This is a genomic window from Nocardia sp. NPDC055321 (genome assembly GCF_053645575.1).
In genome coordinates, this window is the sequence record NZ_JBSHMS010000026.1 from 68,125 (window position 1) to 84,991 (window position 16,867).

The following is a 16,867-nucleotide window of genomic DNA, read 5'->3' on the forward strand; positions in this document are numbered from 1 at the left end:
AGTGTTCGAACCGTGCAGCAACGACGAACCCAGGCCGAACGCCGGACCGAGACCCGCGGACAATTGCTGGCCGCCGCCGCGACGGTAATCGCACGCCGCGGCTATCTCGCGGCATCGGTGTCCGAGATCGCCAAAGAGGCGGGCTGCTCGACCGGGGCGCTCTATGTCCACTTCGCGGGCAAACGCGAGCTGTTCCTGGCCCTGTTCGACGCCGCCCTGACCAGCTGGGCCGACGGCTACCTCTCGGCCGTGACCAACGTCCGGTCCGCCGATGCGGCCGTGAACGCGGTGGGCGCGCGCTGGGGCAAGCTGCAGGACGACACCCCCGAACGCACCCTGCTGTTCATCGAGTTCTGGTCGGCGGCCGTCCGCGAACCCGAGCTCCGCACGGAGTTCGTCCAGCGCCACGGGACGATCCGCGCGACGATCACCGCGCTCGTGCGCGCGGTCCGGGAGGCGACCGGCGTGAAACTCGCACTGTCGGACGAGGAGTACGGGTCGATCATCACCGCGCTGGCCGACGGGTTCGCCCTCCAACGCTTGGCCGATCCGTCGACTGCGCCGGACGCGTTGTTCGTCACCGCGGTGAATTCGGTGCTCGGGCTTCGGTAGGTCTCACGCGAGGTGAGGTACAGCTGCTCGACGCCCGCCTGTCCAATCAGCGTAATCACCTGCGGATTCGAATGTTTCAGTCCCGAGCTCAAGTCGAGGCGGCCCTCACGCCACGGCCTTTCCGAGCCAGTGCCGAGCGTGGGGATCGAGTGGTGTCTCGATGATGGCCGATACCGCGTCGAGTTGTTGTGGCTCGATCCATATCCCCGCTACCCGCGGCTCCGGATTCCCGGCGAGGGCGAAGATCCGAGGAATGGGTTCGTCGGGGATCTGGCGTACCTGGCGATCGATGATCTCGCTGTTGTGTTTTCCGTCGACGGAGTACGTACTGACCACTTCCCAGACGAACGGAGCATCGACCGGTTGAGTCCAGGTGTCGCACAAGCGGCACCCGAACTCACCTCGGAAAATGCCGTGCCGCAAACATCTATCCAAGAAGTACGGTTTCGGTACGACGGTCCAGTCGCCGAGATCGGAGCCGGCTGTAGGGCCGGGGTTAAACGCTGTGAGCATCCGGGTGAACGCGCCGAGGTTGTAGTCGATCGACGGCGTGTAGTGCAGCTTCTCCCAACCGATCCGGCGGTTCACGCGGTCGAGCAAGGCAAGGAAGAAGTCATGCTCAGCCTGGCAGTCCCGGGTCCACGGCAGATCAGCCAGGTCGAACCCACTGAAACCCGAACGGAACCGCTCCAGATCGCAGAAGTGCAGAACCAAATTCTGCTGCCATATCGTGCGTGTCATCGATGAGCCCGCCAAGGCGATCACATCACAGAACATGTCGGTGCCGCTGTTGGTCATGTAGATATCCAGGCCCACTGCACCCGCGCTGAAATGGTTGCCCACAGTCGAGACTGTAGTGGCGCCGGCATGGACGGCGTCCACGGCACTTCGCGCTGCGTGCGGCTGTTGAACGTGCGCCTGAGCCCGCGTGCAGCAGGCCGGGGTTAGACGAGTCCGCCGTTGACCGAGACGTTCTGGCCTGTAATCCAGCCGCCGCCGGGTCCGGCGAGGAATGCGGCGATGTCCGACGTTCGGCCGAGTCGTCCGAGCGGGGTCATGTGGGCGACTGCTCGACCGCGGCTTTGCTTGCGGCGTATACCGATTCCCCGATCGAGGCGTACACGGTGCTCATGGTCGACACCGCGATGACCGTTCGGGCGGTGGAGCCGCATCGGCTGGTCTTCCGCATCATCGGCACCCGACTCACCCGGGCGGCGGCATCGAGCACGTCAACGAGTAGGCGACACCGCTGTCTAGCGAACGCCCGCGCTTTGGCCGCGATGATCAGGCAGACACCGACCCCTCCACCGACGAGCAATGTCCAGCGCTGCGAATGCCCCTGGACATCCAAGAACCGATCTGTCGGAACTCAGCCAGCGTTCGAGGTGCAGATGGTGTCGAGAATGAACAAGGGCTTCACAACTCGGATGAGACCGAGCGCGGACGCGGCCACGGTCGTGGGATACGACAGATGGTAATTGCCGTAGTCGATCGCGGCCTGCTCGGCGGCCTGCTTGGTCGGGCCCAGACCCGTCCCGTATACGGGTTCGACCGCGTTCTTCCACACCGACCACTGGTCGATTTCGGCTACCGAGGCGCACTCATTGTGCGCTCTCGCCATGACGAGGCAGCGGTTGTTGCCGCACGCACTGACGGCTGCCTTATCCGCAGCATCCTGTAACGGATAGTCGACCGCCAGCCCGACGCCGGTTCCCCACGAGACTGCGATCGCACCATAGAGATCTCCGGCAGCGTGCGCCGTCGCCGCTCCCACGACCGTCAGTGCCGCGGCTGTCGGAGCCACCAGAACCAGCGCGCACTTTCCCCGCAATGACAAGAGATCAACCCCCGAAAGTTGGTACAGCGAACGGAAAGATCATGACCGCGACATAGCCGACTGTCCACACAGCCAACGCGGACACTGAGGTTCCCCTCGCGGCCAGGTCGATCGCCGATCATTGCGTGGCCTGTGGATGATGTCGCGCGGTCCAGCACCGCCCGCGACCGTGAGCTGCCGCAGTTCAGGAACGATCGCGGTAGCCACCGACAAATGCGACGCAACAACTAGTTTCTCACGAACGAAATCGCTTGAGGTCGTATCGATTTGGTTGTTGTTCTACCGCCGAATCCGTCGCCCGGGACGCCGGTCGGCCCGCCGCCTGGACCGGGGAAGGCTGAATCGCCGGGCGCCGCTACCGACTCGCACGCGGTCGCCGGTGTGAGGATGGGACGTATGCCCGTCGTGGAAGCGTCCGTCACCGTGCCGATCCCACCCGCCTTGGCGTTCGCGGTATCCCAGACAACCGGTCAGATCCGCTACCGCTGGGATCCGTTCGTTCGCGAACAGCACTTCCTCGACGGAGCCACCAGCCCGGGCAAAGGCGTACGCACCTTCACCCGCTCCCGCCACCGCCTCACCATGACCAGCGAATACGTGTCCTACCAGCCACCCACCACCGTGGGAATGAAGATGGTCGAAGGACCATGGTTCTTCGACATGCTCGCCGGCGGCTGGCGCTTCACCCCCGCTCCCGAACCTGGCCACACCCTGGCCACCTGGCGCTACAACTTCCGATGCCGGCCACCCTGGCTACGGCCACTGGCCGACCGGATGGGCACCCGCGTCCTCGGTCACGACATCCGCCGCCGCATCGCCGGATTCGCCCAAGGCTGCACCGACCCCGTCGTACTGAACGCAGCGCGCGCCACTCTTGACGAATAACACTGATCGACTGGATTCATCCGGTCCCGCGGGTAGACGCGGATACGAGCAGTCAGGTGGGTCCGACGGTCAGATCCGCACTGATTCAGTGGAAGCCGTGATGGCAGACCACACCGCCCGGACCTCGTTCCCAGTACCAGATGTCCGCGACGACAACAGGTTCACGTCAACGCGCCGACGCCGGGCATGGCATCGTGAGCAGCGGCCGCGCCAAACGCGGATTATCGTGCGTTTCGACTGCCTGAACCACATCGACCGACACGCGGCCTCGGGAGGTGCGTTCTGGCGTATGAAATGCCGAGCGCGCCAAGAAGGAGTTGGGTATGGGGTGGAAAGTACAGGGACTGGCCGTTGACGGAGCGGTTGATCCGGCCGACCTTCCCGGGCGACCGTACGAAGTGCGGGAACTCGTCGAGTTCTATGAGGTGTTCAGGCGACCGCACGATTATGGGGTTTCGTCCGTGGGCGGATGGACCTGTATCTCAGATCCGCAGTTTCGTGTGGTCTTCGATGATGATGCGGTACAAGCGCTGGCGTGTACGGGGCGTGCGTTGGCGTGGGTGACCAACAGTGTTTCGACGGTCCACGGGTTCGCCTGGTACATCGACGGGGTCCCGGTGCGGCGCATCGTCTACGCGGAAGGTGAGGTCGTCGATGAGTACGGAGACCCGCTGCCGGATGAATCGTCGGCTCCCGAGCCCTTGGGCGAAGACTATGTGTTCGAGATAATGGCGCGGTTGACCGAACTGAAATTCGGTGCAATTGCTGATGCGCCGCAAAGCATCTGGACTTGCGGGAGCTAGCCTGCCCGATCTGACGTAGGACATCCGCTCGACGCAGTGATCGGCGGATCAGTGCGTTCGATGGCGGGTGCCCCGGCCATCATGAACCGAGCGGTCAGCGGTCGCTTGATACTGGTGTCAGGACCGGATCCGGTAGTCGATGCCAGATTCAGCTGCCACCGATGCGTCGACTCGTCCTCCCGACGCATCAGCAGGCGTGCGCGGAGAGCTGGTCAGGCTCGAGTGATCGCGGCAACGCGATAGGACTGGTCCAGAACCGCCTCTCCGGGTTCGTACATTCGCAGCACGGGCCGGAATTCGCCGGCGGGTGCGGGTAGCCAGTTGGCGCGGGCGACAGGGTCGGTGGGGGCGATGTGGCTGATTGTGAGTGTGAGGGATCCGTCCGAGTCGTAAACGAGGCCGGGTGTGCGGTCCCCGATCGAGTAGCGGTCGATCGGATTGTCGACCAGGTAGAAGTCCGGGACCGAGTACATGGTGACCGACCAGAACGCGCCGACCGGCGGGGTGGGGTCCAAGCGCAGGGTGTAGGTGTGTGCGCCGGTGAGGTGGTCACGGCCGCGTCGCTCGCGGAAGTGATGTATGCCCGAGACCACGGGGGATTCGCTGCGGTTGCGGCGTACGAACGCAAATACGGTGTGCTCGCGGAGGGTAGCGCCGACGATTGGGATGTCGAGCCCAGCACGCTCGAGCAACTGACGGCCGAGGAGTTCGAAACGGCCTGGACGATGGCTCGCCAGGCAATCGAGAACCGACCTCCACCGGTAGCTGAGTAGATCTCTAGGCGACAACGCACTCGGTCATCAGCATGATGGTGCGTTCAGCGGTCGCCAGATCAAGATCAGCCTGTTGACCTTCGCCATGGCGCGAATCCCGCAAGTGACCGCGTCCGGCGAGGTAGAGCGGGCGCGCAGGCCGCTCAGGGGGTGACCGTGCCGGACAGCAGGCGCAGCAGATGGGACGGCGCGACCAGCGTGCAGTAGTGCTGACCCTTGAAGGCTTCCGGTATCCCGGGCGTATCCAAGGGCACGAACAGCGAGCTGGACGGGAGGTGCAGCCTGCCGGCGGAATCGACGGTCGCCGTGGGGAAGTCGGCCAGCCACTGCTGGCCGGTCGCGGCCTCGGTGTCCGCATCGAGCACGACGTCGTTGGGGCGGTACTTCAGGGCCTTGCGTTCCTGCGGAGTCAGGGAGCGGGCCACCTCGCGCAGTGTGCGGCGGTTGGCGGCCGCGCAGGTGCCCTCGGGGCCGGCGGTGTTCTCGCCGTACACCGCGTTGATGTGGTCGGCGGACTTCCCCTTGCAGCGCACCTGTTTCGGCAGCGTCGCGCCAGCGTCTTCGTAGGTCGTGTAGTGCGTGACGGTCAGCGGCTGGACCTGTGGCTTCGACGACGCGAAGGACGCGAGGTCGGGGTAGGCGGTGTCGTGGAGTTCGCCGCCCCGGCGGTAGAAGCGATTCGAGTGCAGGTTCGCGGACTCGATCTGCGCGCGGCGGCACAGTTCGCCGCTGGTGCTGGCGGCGGTGAGTTCGGTGTCCTCCGGGTCGGCGGCCGCCGGGGGCGCGGCGAGGAGCGCTGTGCCGAAGCAGGCTGCGAAAACGATTGCGAGGGTGCGGATTACCGGGGCGAGCATACGAAATCTCCGGGGTCTTGGTGCGAGTGACGTCGCGCGGCGCGGCTCAGGAACCGGTCAGGACGCGGGCGGTGGGCGCGGCGGCGATCGGCGCGCCCGCGGTGGCGGGGTAGTAGTCGGACGTGTTCGTCCCGGTCATGTAGTCATGGGTCCAGGCCAGGGCCAGGGTTCGCACCGCCGTCGCGTTGACGGCGGACGGTGTGCCGCACAGCAATTCGCCGAGCAGGTCCGAGCTGTCGCCCTCGGCGTCGGTGTGCGCGCCCGCCTGCAACTCGACGCCGACGAACGGGCGATGCAACCGGGTCCGCACCGCCAGGGTGCCGAGGCCGAGACTGTTGCACGCCGACGGTGGTGCGGAGATGGACAGCACGGGCAGCCGTGTCGCGTCGAGCGAGGTCAGCGCGCGGTCGATGTTGTCGCCGATGAACGAGCGCACCGGGTCCAGCAGCACCAAACCCCTTAGTGCCGTCCAGGTTTCGGGGTGCAGGGCACGCAGGAGGTCGGCGACGAACAGCACGGCCTCCGCACCGGCGGAGTGCCCGATGAACACCAGATCGGTCGGCAGGGCGGGGGCCGGCCGCTGCGCCCTGCGCGCGGCGTCGGCGAGGCTGGCGGCCAGCGGTCCGGTCGCGTCGCCCGCGCCGCCGAACAGCGCGGTCACGTTGCGCAGGAAGGCGGTGTTGTCGCCGAGGTTCTGCAGGGTGCACCCGGTGAAGTTCATGAACGGCAGGCTGGGCGCGAAGACGAGGTAGCCCGCGTCGGCGAACGCGGTCGCCAGCGCGGCGACATTGGCGTTGGTGCGGGCGAATCCGTGCTGGAGCCAGATCAGCCCGGTCGGCTCGCCGTCCGGCAGGTACCAGGCGGTGTCCTGTTCCAGCACCCCCGCGGCGCAGGGGATGGCGATGGTTCCGCTGAGTTCGGTGGTGGCCGCCGCGGTGGCTCCGGTGCACAGTACGGCGGTGAGCAGGGCGGTGACGGCGGTGAAGGCCGGGCCTCGGTGGAACATGGTGACTCCCACGGCGATTGCCTGTTTCCCTTGAAGAAACGGCGTTTCTTTTGTTGGGTGACAATTAGGGGGCACGCGCGGGGTGCTGTCAAGCCGAACCGCCTCGCCGCCGACGACACGACCGCGCGCACCCCCCGGGCCTACTGGTAGGACGGTGTGGTCCACGGCCCGATCGAGCGCGAGCGGACCGGCTCGATGTACCGCGGGGACATGCTGTGCGGGAAATCCGGACCCCAGTTGGTGGCATCGCCGGACATGACCACGCTGGCGTTATCGGTGTACCAGTCGACCAGATCCGCGTCCGAACGCACGATCCAGGTGCAGCCCCGCTCGGCGTCGGCGGTGAAGTCCCCGTGCCGAATTCCCTTGGGACGCCAGAAATACGTTCCCGGCCACATCTTTCCGTAGTTGTAGTCGAAACCCCCGTCCAGGCAGTACGCCTCCTCGCTGCACGGGTGGTGGGCCAGCGGTTCCTCGCGCCAGCCGGGCTTGGCCTTGATCAGCCGCGTGTAGAAGCCGGTCTTCTCGTCGCGGTGCAGCAGCTTGATGTACAACCCGGGCACGGGGGTGCCGCCGAGGTCGAAGCGCATCGGACTGCCGTCCTTGACGTCGATCCACGGCATGGCGGCGGTGTCGAGCACGGTGAGCCGCTGGTCGGGACGCACGGAGTCGAGATCGGCGTCGGCCGGGTCGAACCGCCAGTCGCCGTGTTCGCGGCACAGCAGGATCTCGGTGCCCGCGGTGACCGAGATGGCCGGGGTGAGCACCCCGGCGGGCGCCATCCAGAAGCCTTCGGCCCCGAGTTCGGTGTCACCGATGGTGACCGAGCCGGATAGCACGAACCATTCGGTGTCGGCGTGATGCACCCCGGCCGGGCGGGACCAGTCGCCGGTGAAGCGCACCTTGAGCGAGGCGGACCCGTCCTCCTCGTCATAGCTGAGGTTGCGCTGTTCGGCTGTGCCGGTGGCGTTCTGGAATTCGGCGAGGTGCCAGATCAGATCTTTCTCGTCGACGAGTTCTACGTGTGGACGCATGCGGCGCTCCTCGGAGAAGAAGTATTTCCGATACGGAATGTACTGCTTATCAATAACCAAAACAAGATGTATCGTTTATTGCTGTGAGCCGACCTGGACGCCCCGCCGGACCCGCGACCGAGACCGAGACCGCGGTGCTGACCGCCGCCTTGGAGCTGCTGCTGCGCGAGGGGGCCGTGGCGCTGACTCCGCAACGCCTGCACGCGATTACGGGCGTCTCGCGCAGCACGATCTACCGGCACTGGCCCGGTCCCCGGGCCTTTCTGGCCGCGCTGATCGAGGTCGCGCCGCATCCGCCCGCTCGCCCCTCCGGCGACCCGGTCGCGGACCTGCGCGCCGAGGTCGACCTGCTGTGTGATCGCCTGCGGGACAAGCCGGTCGCGGCGTTCCTGCGTGCGCTGGTCACCGCCTCGGCGAGCGATCCGGACTGCGCGCTGCTGCGCCAGCGCTACGTCATGGACCTGCTCGCTCCCTTCCGCGCCGCGGTGTGCGCGGTCGGCGTCCACGGCGCCGACGCCGTGGAAGAGGTTGTCATGGCGATCGTTTCGCCGCTGCTGGTGGACGCGCTGCTGCTCGAGCGGCCGGCCGACCGCGATCGGGCGCAGCGCGCCGTCGACGATTTCCTGGCCCGGGTCGCCTCCTGAGGCGGCTTCTTGATCGAAACTCCGCGAAGGACGGTCGAATGACCAATGTCGTCGGTACGCGCGCCGTCTTCGGCGTGATCGTGCCCAGCACGAATACCGTTGTAGAGCACGACTATTGGCGTGCGGGTCTGCCGGGGATCGCCTACCGGGCCGGGTCGATGTACATCCCGAACCCGGTGATGGGCGACGACGCGGACTTCGAGGCCCTGCTCGGGCAGATTCGCGCCTCCATCGATACCGCGGTCCGCGATGTGCTCACCGCCGAGCCCGATCGGATGGTCATGGGCATGTCCGCCGAGACCTTCTGGGGCGGGGTCGAGGGCAATGCCGCCTTCGAGCGGCGCCTGCGCGAGCGCACCGGACTACCGGTCACCACGGGCGCGAGTTCGTGCCGAGCGGCGCTGCGCGCGTTGGGATGTCGCCGGATCGCGGTGTTCTCGCCGTACCAGCCCATCGCCGATCGCGAGGTGGGCCGGTTCTTCACCGAAGCCGGCTTCGACGTCGCCGCCATCACCGGCCTGCGCTGTCCCACGGCGATGGATATCGCCAGGGTGGGCGACGAACGCCTCTTGCGGGTGGTCGCCGACCTCGACGCACCTGGTGTGGAGGCGATCGTTCAGGTGGGCACGAATCTGTCGTTCGTGAACCTGGCCGCGCGTCTGGAGGCCGAACTCGGCAAGCCCGTGGTCGCCATCAACACCGCGACGCTGTGGCACGCACTGCGCGAGCACGGTATCGATGATCGCGTCGAGGGTCTCGGCGCGCTGCTGCGGGAGCACTGATGCACCCCGCGGCGTCCCCGGTGCGTTCGGCGCTGTACGTCCCCGGCAACCGTCCCGAGCTGTTCGACAAGGCGGCCGCCGGTCCGGCCGATGTGGTGCTGCTGGACCTCGAGGATGCGGTACCCCTGGCGGACAAGGAGTTCGCCCGCGAGCAGGTGGCTTCGTGGCTGTCCGGGCGACCGGCCGGGCGGTCGATCTGGGTCCGGGTGAACCCGGGGGAGTTCGGGCACGACGACCTCCGGGCGGTGGCATTGCCCGCGGTGAGCGCGGTGTGCCTGGCCAAGACCGAATCCGCCCGGCAGGTTCGGGACGCGGTGCGCGTGCTGCACGACCACGAGCGCGTTCCGGACCGCATAGGGGTGTGCCCGCTGCTCGAGAGCGCGACGGCGGTGCTGGACGCGCGCACGATCGCCGCCGCGCCGCGCGTGGCCCGGCTGCAACTGGGTGAGGCGGATCTGTGCGCCGAACTCGGCGTGACGCCGGGCGCGGACGAGCGCGAGCTGCTGTGGGCGCGCAGTCAGGTGGTGCTGGCCGCGGCGGCCGCGGGCATCGCCCCGCCGCTGGGGCCGGTCCGTACGGACTTCCGCGACCTCGAAACGCTGCGGGAGTCGACGATCGCGCTGGCGCGCATGGGATTTCGCGGCCGCGCCTGCGTACACCCGGGGCAGGTGCCGGTGGTGAACGAGGTGTTCACACCCACCACCGCCGAGCTGGACCGAGCACGTGCGGTGGTTGCCCGCTTCGAGGACGCCGCCGGCGGGGTGGTGCTCGACGAAGACGGGCGCATGGTCGACCTGGCCGTCATTCGCCAGGCGCACCGGTTGCTCGGGTCGGTGGGCGGACCGCGCTGACCGGGCGCGAGCCTGCCCGGATCGGCTGCTCGCGGACCCGCCGCGACCCGCACCGACCGGCGCGGGCTCAGGTCCAACACCGTAGAACCGCGCACGGCGATCAGTGGTCACGCAGCAGCCCGCCCACTCCCTCGATGCGGTCCTCGATACCGTTGTCGCGCAGTGCCATCCACCAGGTCGCGGCGTTGATCGCGATCACCGGTTTGCCCAGCCAGCGCTCGGCCTCGTCGGCCAAACGAACCATCGACAGGTTCGTACCGCACTGCACGAGTGCGTCGATGTCGTCACCGTCGACCTCGAGCAGCGCCTCCCGCAGGTCGTTCTCGCCGACATGGGCGATGGAAACTGCCGTGGGACAGCGCAATCCCCGAATGTTCTTGACCTCGAACCCCAGTTCGCCGAAGAACCGCACGACATTCTCGTCACCGATGGGCTGATACGGCGTCACCACGCCGATCCGTTCGGCACCGTAGAGCTGCAGCGCCCGTCGGCATGCCTCGGCCCCGGTGGCCACCTCGAGTCCCGTCGCCTGCTGGATCTGCTCGATGAACTGGCGGTTGCCTTCGATTCCGCCCCAGAAGGTTTCGGCCGACATACCCATGACCATGTAGTCGGGTTCGCAGGTCAGCACCCGCGCGCAGGCCCCGCCGATCTCGGCGCGGATCTGCTCGAGCAGCCGGGTCATCCCCGCGTCGTCGCTCATGTTCTGATCGCGGATGTGGATGCGGCTGAAGTGGGAGGTCACGCCGGGCACCGTCATGCGGTAGAAGTCCGGTTCCACGATGGTGTTGGTGGAGGGCGCGATCACTCCGAACTTGCGGCGCCAGCCCAGGGCGTCGGTCATCGGATCATCTCCTTGCCGGTGTCGGCGGTCGTTCGGGCCGTGGCCGAGAGGCGCCACGCGCCGATGAGGAAGGCGGCCTGGGCGACGGTGTTGCACGACTGCTCGACCCATTGCAAGGCCACCGTCTGGTCCTCACGTGAGGCCAGCGGGCCGAGAATGAAGAACCCCAGCAGTTGCAGCCCGAACAGCCCGGCGCTGACCGTGTCGCCCTGGGAGCGGGCCCGGTCTATCAGGTAGACCCCGGTGATGGTCGCGAAGACCGTGGTGCTCACGAGCATGGGTATCGGGTCGCGCGCGGCCACCGCGCCCAGCGCGCAGAGCGTGAGCAGCGCGGGAACCGTCACCGCGAGCCAGCGCGGCGTCGATCCCTGGCGCAGCCGCGCCAATTCCAGGCACAGCACCCCGAATCCGAGCGCGAGGAAGGGAAACAGCATGCCGCGCAACCACGGCAGATCCGGTCCGCCCGCCGCGGCGATGAGTTTCGCGGTGGCCTTGGCGAATCCGCCCGCGCCGATCAGCACCGCCGCGGCCACCGCGCGAGCGGGCGGCACGATGCGTCCCAGCAGCAGGACCCCGGCGGTGGTGAACAGCACCGGCACGAAGTCCTCGACCGCGAGGGACACCGGGTAGTCGACGGCCGCGCTCATCCGGCGAACAGATCGCGACGCCGGAACGGAGCTGCCGCGAACCGCCCGATCACCTTCGGCGTGGTCAGCCAGCGCACGTGCGCGCCGTTGCGGGCGCGCGAGATGGCGCGTTCGGCCAGCCACGGGGCGACGGTGTCCACGGTGTCGGCGAGGATGTTGAACACCTTGCGCGCCTTGGCGAGTTCGGCGGGGTCGTCGTAGCCGTGGGTGAGCAGATCGGTGGCCACCATGCCGGGACTGAGCAGTCCGGCCGAGACGCCCGGCGGCGCTTCCTTGCTCAGTGCCCGGGTCAGGTAGGTGACCGCGCGCTTGCTGGCGCCGTAGGCGGCCAGTCCGGGCACGGTGCGGCCGTCGCTGCCGAGGCCCTCCATGTTCCAGACGTGTCCGCCGCCCGCGTCCGCCATCGCCGCCACCGCCACCGCGGATCCATTGATCACGCCCAGCAGATTAGTGGTGATCACCTGCTGCGCTGTGGCGGCGGGCAGCTCCCACAGCGGTTTGCGATCGTGGGAGATGCCGGCGTTGTTGATCCAGATGTCGACGCCGCCGAATCGGTCCGCGGCCGCGTCCCAGAGGTGGCGCAACTGCTCGCGATCGGTGACGTCGGCGGTAAGCACCACCGCCTCCCCGGACAGCTCGGCCCGTACCTTCTCCACCCGCTCGGGATCGGTACCGCAGACCGCCACCCGGTGGCCGCCCGCGAGCAGTGCGCGCGCCATCCCCAGCCCGATGCCGCGGGTTCCTCCGGTGATCACGACCGTGCTCATGCTCGCTCCAGGGTTCCGTGCATGACCGCGGTCAGGCCGTTGTGCTCGAACAGGTGATAGACCACGGCCATGTGCCCGCCCGCGCCCATGCCGGGTTCGGCGTCCATCATGAACTCGCGGCCGTGTAGGCGGCGGCCGTCGGCGGTGTGCAGGCGCACGAAATGCGCGCGGCCGTAAGAATTTCCGTTGCCCCAGATGTCGGGGCCCTCGTGGAACGAGCGCACTCCGTCCCGGCGCACGGTGAACCGTGAACTCGATTCCATCGCCCCGGAGATGGTCAGCCGATGGTCGGCCACCACCAGGCTGACCGGGTCGATCTCGAGCTCCATGCGGACCGATCCGAGCGAGCGCTGATCGGCGCCCCACAGTTCGAGCTCGCCGGTGTAGCGGCTCTTGTCCTTGGTCGGAACCCGGAAAACCGTCGCACCACATCGTGTTTCGTGTTCGACGCGGGCCTCGGCCAGGTCCGGGTCGCGGGTGTACACCCCGTTGAAGACCCCGACCATCGCCGGACCCTGGTACAGGACCGACGAATACACCTGGGTGTCGTCGATCGTCTGATTCCAGGTGTTCAGCGATACCTGCCAGCCGGGTCCGTAGTAGTTGGCGTCGACGAATCCGCCGTAGGGCTGTCCGGAGCCGAAGAAGTCGGGGCCGGTGTAGACGCGGTCGCCGCCGGTGTCGAGCACGCCGAAGGCGAACGGCGCGCCCAGCGCGAAGCGGCCCGCGAGCGGCCCGCCGCCGGTCAGGCCGCCGTCCATGTAGTAGGTGGTGGTCCCGTCCGCGTGGACCGAGGATCGCCGGATGTCCTCGAAGCCCTGCCAGGTGCCCGCGGCGTCGAACAGGGACGGCCGCCCCACCCACTCGCCGGCGATGCGCTGCTGAAAGGCACTGGGCGCGTTCATGCCACCAGCTCCCCGCGCACGCGCTCGCACTGCTCGGCCCCGAGCAGCCGGGTGACCTGCGCCCAGACCGGATCGACGGCGGGGCTGAAGAGATTCGCGCGGTTGGCGCGATCCCGGCCGGGCAGATCGGCCTGCACGGCGGGAACGCCCTTGTCCAGCAGCGTGAGCCAGTGCGCGAGGTACGCGTCCACGGTCTCGGTGAGTTCGCCGAAGGCTTCGGAGGTGGCGCGGCACACCAGCATCCACGGTGACATCATCGCGCGCTGGCGCGGGCCGATCGCGGCGGGGGAGACGCCCGTGAGCTGCCACGCCTGTTCCAGCAGTGGCGTCAGCGGCAGGAACGCGGCGTCCAGGTAGTCCAGGTGCACCGCCAGGTCCGCGCGGGGAATCAGGTCCAGGTGCATGGCGTAATACTCACCGGCGAACACCGAGTCCAGCGTGAAATGCGGTACCGCGGAATCGCTTCCGGTGAACGCGAACACCATGTGGCTGTCCAGGCCCAGCGGCGGCACCACCAGATCGACGGTCACGGCTTTGTCGATCGGGCCGCCGCGCAGCACGCGCAGCCGGCCGACCGGGTCGGGGGACATCGCACTGGTGAGTGGGATGTCCTCGGTGGTCTCGAGGTGCAGCGCAGAGGTCAGGGCGTCGAGTGTGCGCTCGCTGAGCGCGGTGGGCAGGCTGGTCGTGGTCATCGGGGATCGCCTCCGGTTCGGGCCTTGTGCACCCAGGCACTGGCCAATTCGGGATTGTCGCGGCGGCCGGGGGAGGGGATGACGGTCGCGGTGCGGCGGGGCGCGTCACCGGTGATGATGTCGTCTCCGCCCACCCACCAGCCCATCTTGATCAGTTCGAGCCGGCGGCGCCGGTAGGCGACCTGCAGGGCGTCGCTGCGCACGTGCAACTCGTCGGACAGATCGAACGGCAGCAGTTCGGGTCGCTGTGCCTCCACGACCGGCCGGTCCTGCAGCAGGATCTTCTCGATCCGCTTGCGGGTGTTGGCGTCGGCCCAGTCCCCGGTGAAGAAGTTCCGGAAGCCCAGGATCTTGATCAGCGTCTTGTCTTGGGAGAGCGGGATATTGAAGTCGTAGAGGATCAGGTCGCCGATCGGCAGGCGCACGTGCAGCTTCACGATGTTCGGCAGGTACCAGGCGTTGGTGACGGTCACGTACTCCGGTCGCGGCCGGCGCCGGGCCAGCACGCCCCACAGGCCCTTGGGCAACGGCGGGCTCAGTTCGATATCGGCTTCTGCCGACCACTCCGTCTGCCGCACGCGGAAATCCGGGATCTCCGGCTTATCGGGGTTGCCGAAGGACGTGCCGTGTACGAACGGGGTGTGCGAGGCGTCGACGACGTTCTCGAAGGTGCGCTCGTAGTTGGCGTCGATCACCATCTCGTACTGCACGGCCTTGAACGCGGGATCGCTCCACTGCGGAAGATCCGGAATCGGCGGGCGTTCGGCCTCGGGCAGATCACCCAGGAACGCCCAGACCATGCCGTCCTGTTCGCGGGTCGGGTAGTTGTCCACCCGGGCCTTGCGCGGGATGTTCCGCTCGGCGGCGTTGGCCGGGATGCGCACGCACGCGCCCTCGGCGTCGTACTGCCAGCCGTGATACGGGCAGGTGATGCAGTCGCCGGTCACCGTGCCCATCGACAGCGCGCCGCCGCGGTGTACGCACAGGTCGGACAGGCACACCACCGTGCCGGCCTGTGTCCGGTACAGCACGAAGTCCTGTCCCAGGCAGGTCACCTTGCGCGGTTCCCGGGTGACCTGATCAGCGAATTCCACCGCGTACCAGAAGTTCTTCAACATCGTCGGGTGCTCCTATCGGCGAATCAGCGTGATGCCGGTCTCGGGTGGCTCGTCGCCGAGCCGGGCAAGTGCGGTTTTCGCCGCGGGATCGCCGCGCAGGTGCGCGTGCAGGAAGAGCGTGGTGAGACGAGCGAACGGCGCGACCGCGTCGATCCCGCCGGGGCCGTCGAGGAACGCGCGCGCGGCCGTGGGGTCGGCGTCGGCGATGCCGAAGTGATTGGCGCCCGGCACGACCGCCAGCAAATGCTCACCGGCGGGCAGCGCCTCGTCGAAGGTGCGCCGCACGGGGTCGGGGCGATCCGCGCCGTCCTCGCCGTAGCGGTCCGCGCTGCCCCGGATGACGCCGTCGTCGTCGCCCACTCCCAGCAGCACCGGGCAGTTCACCTGGGCCGGCAGCACGGTCCCGGGATCCCAGCCCAGCATGGTGGCGACCATGGTGTGCGCGCCCCAGGCGAACACCGCCGCCACGGACGGGAAGTAGCGTGCGGACTGCAACACGACCGTGCCGCCCGCCGAATGCCCGCCCAGGGCAACCCGTTCCAGGTCGAGCGCGCCGCGCAGGGGCGGTGATGCGTTCAGCTCGGACAGCGCCTCGAGTATCGCGCCGATCGCGGGACAGGTGGGCCGGGTGCCGTAGGCGTCGGGGCGGGCGGCGTCCAGGTCGACCCCGGGGGTCAGACCCCGCTGCCCGCCGAACAACTCGGCGACCCGATCCATGGTCACCACCGCGTAGCCCGCCTCGGCCACGGCGGTGGCATAGCGGCGATAGGAGTCCTGGCCGACGTTGACCCCGGACAGAAACACCACGACCGGCAACGGGGTCCGCGCGGGATCGGGGGCGAATACGCCGGTCAGCCGTTCGGCGTCGTCCCCGGTCGCCGTCGCGGGGTAGTACACCTTGAGATGTGCGGTGTCGAAGGGGGATTCGCCGCCGGTGCGCGCGGCCCACCACAGGGATCGAATCAGGGCCATGCGGTCCTGCCTTTCAGGGAGAGCGTTCAGGGCCGGGGCAGTTCGCGGTCGCCGCCCCAGAGCGCGCGTACGAGCCGGTTGGTGAGTTCGGGTCCGAAGAGGCGCTCGCCCATGACGTTCGCGGGGTCGCGTTCGGCGATGTTGCGCCGCACGGCCAGGTCCCGTGCGGCCAGTGCCGGACGGTCTTCGGCCGCAACGGGTTCGGCCGCCGCCACCCAGCCCAGCCACTGCTCGACCCGCGCGGTGAGCAGGTCCGCGACGGTGTCCAGATTGGGCCGGGTCGCGGGGAAGGAGTAGCAGTGCGCGGTCGGTGACAGACTGCCTCGAATGAAGCCGGTGCGACTGGTGAACCAGGTGAAGTCGGGGTGCTCCTGCTTGAAATCGAGCCAGGGCGCGTCGTTCTCGGCGTAGTAGGAGTCGAAATACGCGCCGTCGCCGATGATGTCGCCGCGCGGAATGGCGTCCACGTAGAACCAGCCCTCGGGCCACAGCAGCAGCGCCGAACCGAAGTGCGGTACCCGGATCTGCGGGCCCAGCCACGCGGTGAGGTGCAGATTGACGAATCCGGTTCGGGGATCACCGATCCAGGAGTGCACCAGCCAGTCGATTTCGGGTCCGGAGTAGGCGGCGAGGCTGCCCGCGGGGCCGGTGGCCGGGTCGCCGTAGCTTTCCAGGTCGTCGGTGCTCGGATCGCGGACGAGCTCGAAGCGCTCGGCGATGCGGGATCGGAGGCCGGTCAGCAGGTCGCGCCACTCCTGGAACGTCGCGGTGACGTCGGTGCGGGGGTTCTCGTCGACCATCTGCTCGACGTGTTGCACGGTTTCACTCATCTTCGCTC

The 16,867-nt window shown here is 68.0% G+C and carries 20 protein-coding genes; 6 read left to right on the plus strand and 14 right to left on the minus strand.

The window, feature by feature from the left end:
• Positions 1-12: 12 nt before the first annotated feature.
• Complete coding sequence (locus tag ACWIGI_RS32840) at positions 13-612, plus strand: TetR/AcrR family transcriptional regulator (protein ID WP_454206950.1); 600 nt, start codon at positions 13-15, stop codon at positions 610-612.
• Between the two features lie 105 nt (positions 613-717).
• Here ACWIGI_RS32840 and ACWIGI_RS32845 read toward each other — a convergent pair whose 3' ends face one another.
• Positions 718-1,455, minus strand: coding sequence for a hypothetical protein (locus ACWIGI_RS32845; protein WP_454206951.1), 738 nt, complete (start codon positions 1,453-1,455; stop codon positions 718-720).
• A 526-nt stretch (positions 1,456-1,981) separates the two neighbouring features.
• Complete coding sequence (locus ACWIGI_RS32850) at positions 1,982-2,449, minus strand: DUF4189 domain-containing protein (protein WP_454206953.1); 468 nt, start codon at positions 2,447-2,449, stop codon at positions 1,982-1,984.
• A gap of 396 nt (positions 2,450-2,845) precedes the next feature.
• On the opposite strand from ACWIGI_RS32850, the gene ACWIGI_RS32855 reads away from it, so the two are divergent.
• Both ACWIGI_RS32855 and ACWIGI_RS32860 read left to right on the plus strand, forming a co-directional pair.
• Positions 2,846-3,334 carry a type II toxin-antitoxin system RatA family toxin gene (locus ACWIGI_RS32855; protein WP_454206954.1) on the plus strand — a complete coding sequence of 163 codons (489 nt, stop codon included), beginning with the start codon at positions 2,846-2,848 and terminating at the stop codon, positions 3,332-3,334.
• Positions 3,335-3,657: 323 nt separating this feature from the next.
• Positions 3,658-4,137 (plus strand): hypothetical protein, encoded by a 480-nt coding sequence (locus ACWIGI_RS32860; protein ID WP_454206956.1) that lies wholly within the window; start codon positions 3,658-3,660, stop codon positions 4,135-4,137.
• Between the two features lie 212 nt (positions 4,138-4,349).
• Here ACWIGI_RS32860 and ACWIGI_RS32865 read toward each other — a convergent pair whose 3' ends face one another.
• From ACWIGI_RS32865 to ACWIGI_RS32880, 4 genes are all read right to left on the minus strand, one after another.
• Positions 4,350-4,730: a DUF1214 domain-containing protein gene (locus ACWIGI_RS32865; protein WP_454206957.1), complete on the minus strand. Its 381-nt coding sequence runs from the start codon at positions 4,728-4,730 to the stop codon at positions 4,350-4,352.
• Between the two features lie 323 nt (positions 4,731-5,053).
• The gene (locus ACWIGI_RS32870; protein ID WP_454206959.1) at positions 5,054-5,764 is read right to left on the minus strand and encodes a hypothetical protein; all 711 of its coding nucleotides are present in this window, start codon (positions 5,762-5,764) and stop codon (positions 5,054-5,056) included.
• 46 nt (positions 5,765-5,810) lie between these two features.
• Positions 5,811-6,770: an alpha/beta hydrolase gene (locus ACWIGI_RS32875; protein WP_454206961.1), complete on the minus strand. Its 960-nt coding sequence runs from the start codon at positions 6,768-6,770 to the stop codon at positions 5,811-5,813.
• Between the two features lie 140 nt (positions 6,771-6,910).
• Complete coding sequence (locus ACWIGI_RS32880) at positions 6,911-7,804, minus strand: DUF4437 domain-containing protein (RefSeq protein ID WP_454206963.1); 894 nt, start codon at positions 7,802-7,804, stop codon at positions 6,911-6,913.
• Between the two features lie 83 nt (positions 7,805-7,887).
• Between ACWIGI_RS32880 and ACWIGI_RS32885 the strand changes: the two genes are divergently transcribed.
• Genes ACWIGI_RS32885 through ACWIGI_RS32895 form a run of 3 tightly spaced genes read left to right on the plus strand, consistent with a single transcriptional unit; the run spans position 7,888 to position 10,081 of the window.
• Positions 7,888-8,448, plus strand: a complete 561-nt coding sequence (locus tag ACWIGI_RS32885; protein ID WP_454206964.1) for a TetR/AcrR family transcriptional regulator — start codon at positions 7,888-7,890, stop codon at positions 8,446-8,448.
• A gap of 38 nt (positions 8,449-8,486) precedes the next feature.
• The gene (locus tag ACWIGI_RS32890; RefSeq protein WP_454206966.1) at positions 8,487-9,230 is read left to right on the plus strand and encodes a maleate cis-trans isomerase family protein; all 744 of its coding nucleotides are present in this window, start codon (positions 8,487-8,489) and stop codon (positions 9,228-9,230) included.
• Positions 9,230-10,081, plus strand: a complete 852-nt coding sequence (locus tag ACWIGI_RS32895; protein ID WP_454206967.1) for an HpcH/HpaI aldolase/citrate lyase family protein — start codon at positions 9,230-9,232, stop codon at positions 10,079-10,081. The genes ACWIGI_RS32890 and ACWIGI_RS32895 overlap by 1 nt, the downstream gene beginning before the upstream one ends.
• Before the next feature lie 100 nt (positions 10,082-10,181).
• On the opposite strand, the gene ACWIGI_RS32900 is transcribed toward ACWIGI_RS32895, so the two are convergent.
• The 8 genes from ACWIGI_RS32900 to ACWIGI_RS32935 are packed head-to-tail and all read right to left on the minus strand — an operon-like array spanning position 10,182 to position 16,859.
• The gene (locus ACWIGI_RS32900) at positions 10,182-10,925 is read right to left on the minus strand and encodes a maleate cis-trans isomerase family protein (RefSeq protein WP_454206969.1); all 744 of its coding nucleotides are present in this window, start codon (positions 10,923-10,925) and stop codon (positions 10,182-10,184) included.
• Entirely contained in the window at positions 10,922-11,572 is a 651-nt protein-coding gene (locus ACWIGI_RS32905; RefSeq protein WP_454206970.1) for a hypothetical protein, read from the minus strand. The genes ACWIGI_RS32900 and ACWIGI_RS32905 overlap by 4 nt, the downstream gene beginning before the upstream one ends.
• A complete protein-coding gene (locus tag ACWIGI_RS32910; RefSeq protein WP_454206972.1) occupies positions 11,569-12,339 on the minus strand; it encodes an SDR family oxidoreductase in 771 nt (256 codons plus the stop codon). Before ACWIGI_RS32910 ends, ACWIGI_RS32905 begins: the two co-directional genes overlap by 4 nt.
• Positions 12,336-13,244, minus strand: coding sequence for a hypothetical protein (locus tag ACWIGI_RS32915; protein ID WP_454206974.1), 909 nt, complete (start codon positions 13,242-13,244; stop codon positions 12,336-12,338). The genes ACWIGI_RS32910 and ACWIGI_RS32915 overlap by 4 nt, the downstream gene beginning before the upstream one ends.
• Positions 13,241-13,939: a hypothetical protein gene (locus ACWIGI_RS32920; RefSeq protein ID WP_454206976.1), complete on the minus strand. Its 699-nt coding sequence runs from the start codon at positions 13,937-13,939 to the stop codon at positions 13,241-13,243. The genes ACWIGI_RS32915 and ACWIGI_RS32920 overlap by 4 nt, the downstream gene beginning before the upstream one ends.
• On the minus strand, positions 13,936-15,057 hold the full coding sequence (locus tag ACWIGI_RS32925; protein ID WP_454206978.1) for an aromatic ring-hydroxylating dioxygenase subunit alpha: 1,122 nt from the start codon (positions 15,055-15,057) through the stop codon (positions 13,936-13,938). Before ACWIGI_RS32925 ends, ACWIGI_RS32920 begins: the two co-directional genes overlap by 4 nt.
• A gap of 12 nt (positions 15,058-15,069) precedes the next feature.
• Positions 15,070-16,029 (minus strand): alpha/beta hydrolase family protein, encoded by a 960-nt coding sequence (locus tag ACWIGI_RS32930; RefSeq protein WP_454206980.1) that lies wholly within the window; start codon positions 16,027-16,029, stop codon positions 15,070-15,072.
• 26 nt (positions 16,030-16,055) lie between these two features.
• On the minus strand, positions 16,056-16,859 hold the full coding sequence (locus tag ACWIGI_RS32935) for an oxidoreductase (protein WP_454206982.1): 804 nt from the start codon (positions 16,857-16,859) through the stop codon (positions 16,056-16,058).
• Positions 16,860-16,867: the final 8 nt, after the last annotated feature.

Excerpts from the sequence above, each read along its gene's own strand:
- ACWIGI_RS32855 (WP_454206954.1), top strand. The coding sequence starts at position 2,846 with ATGCCCGTCGTGGAAGCGTCCGTCACCGTGCCGATCCCACCCGCCTTG.
- ACWIGI_RS32860 (WP_454206956.1), top strand. The coding sequence starts at position 3,658 with ATGGGGTGGAAAGTACAGGGACTGGCCGTTGACGGAGCGGTTGATCCG.
- ACWIGI_RS32870 (WP_454206959.1), bottom strand. The coding sequence starts at position 5,764 with ATGCTCGCCCCGGTAATCCGCACCCTCGCAATCGTTTTCGCAGCCTGC.
- ACWIGI_RS32875 (WP_454206961.1), bottom strand. The coding sequence starts at position 6,770 with ATGTTCCACCGAGGCCCGGCCTTCACCGCCGTCACCGCCCTGCTCACC.
- ACWIGI_RS32880 (WP_454206963.1), bottom strand. The coding sequence starts at position 7,804 with ATGCGTCCACACGTAGAACTCGTCGACGAGAAAGATCTGATCTGGCAC.
- ACWIGI_RS32890 (WP_454206966.1), top strand. The coding sequence starts at position 8,487 with ATGACCAATGTCGTCGGTACGCGCGCCGTCTTCGGCGTGATCGTGCCC.
- ACWIGI_RS32895 (WP_454206967.1), top strand. The coding sequence starts at position 9,230 with ATGCACCCCGCGGCGTCCCCGGTGCGTTCGGCGCTGTACGTCCCCGGC.
- ACWIGI_RS32900 (WP_454206969.1), bottom strand. The coding sequence starts at position 10,925 with ATGACCGACGCCCTGGGCTGGCGCCGCAAGTTCGGAGTGATCGCGCCC.
- ACWIGI_RS32905 (WP_454206970.1), bottom strand. The coding sequence starts at position 11,572 with ATGAGCGCGGCCGTCGACTACCCGGTGTCCCTCGCGGTCGAGGACTTC.
- ACWIGI_RS32910 (WP_454206972.1), bottom strand. The coding sequence starts at position 12,339 with ATGAGCACGGTCGTGATCACCGGAGGAACCCGCGGCATCGGGCTGGGG.
- ACWIGI_RS32915 (WP_454206974.1), bottom strand. The coding sequence starts at position 13,244 with ATGAACGCGCCCAGTGCCTTTCAGCAGCGCATCGCCGGCGAGTGGGTG.
- ACWIGI_RS32920 (WP_454206976.1), bottom strand. The coding sequence starts at position 13,939 with ATGACCACGACCAGCCTGCCCACCGCGCTCAGCGAGCGCACACTCGAC.
- ACWIGI_RS32925 (WP_454206978.1), bottom strand. The coding sequence starts at position 15,057 with ATGTTGAAGAACTTCTGGTACGCGGTGGAATTCGCTGATCAGGTCACC.
- ACWIGI_RS32930 (WP_454206980.1), bottom strand. The coding sequence starts at position 16,029 with ATGGCCCTGATTCGATCCCTGTGGTGGGCCGCGCGCACCGGCGGCGAA.
- ACWIGI_RS32935 (WP_454206982.1), bottom strand. The coding sequence starts at position 16,859 with ATGAGTGAAACCGTGCAACACGTCGAGCAGATGGTCGACGAGAACCCC.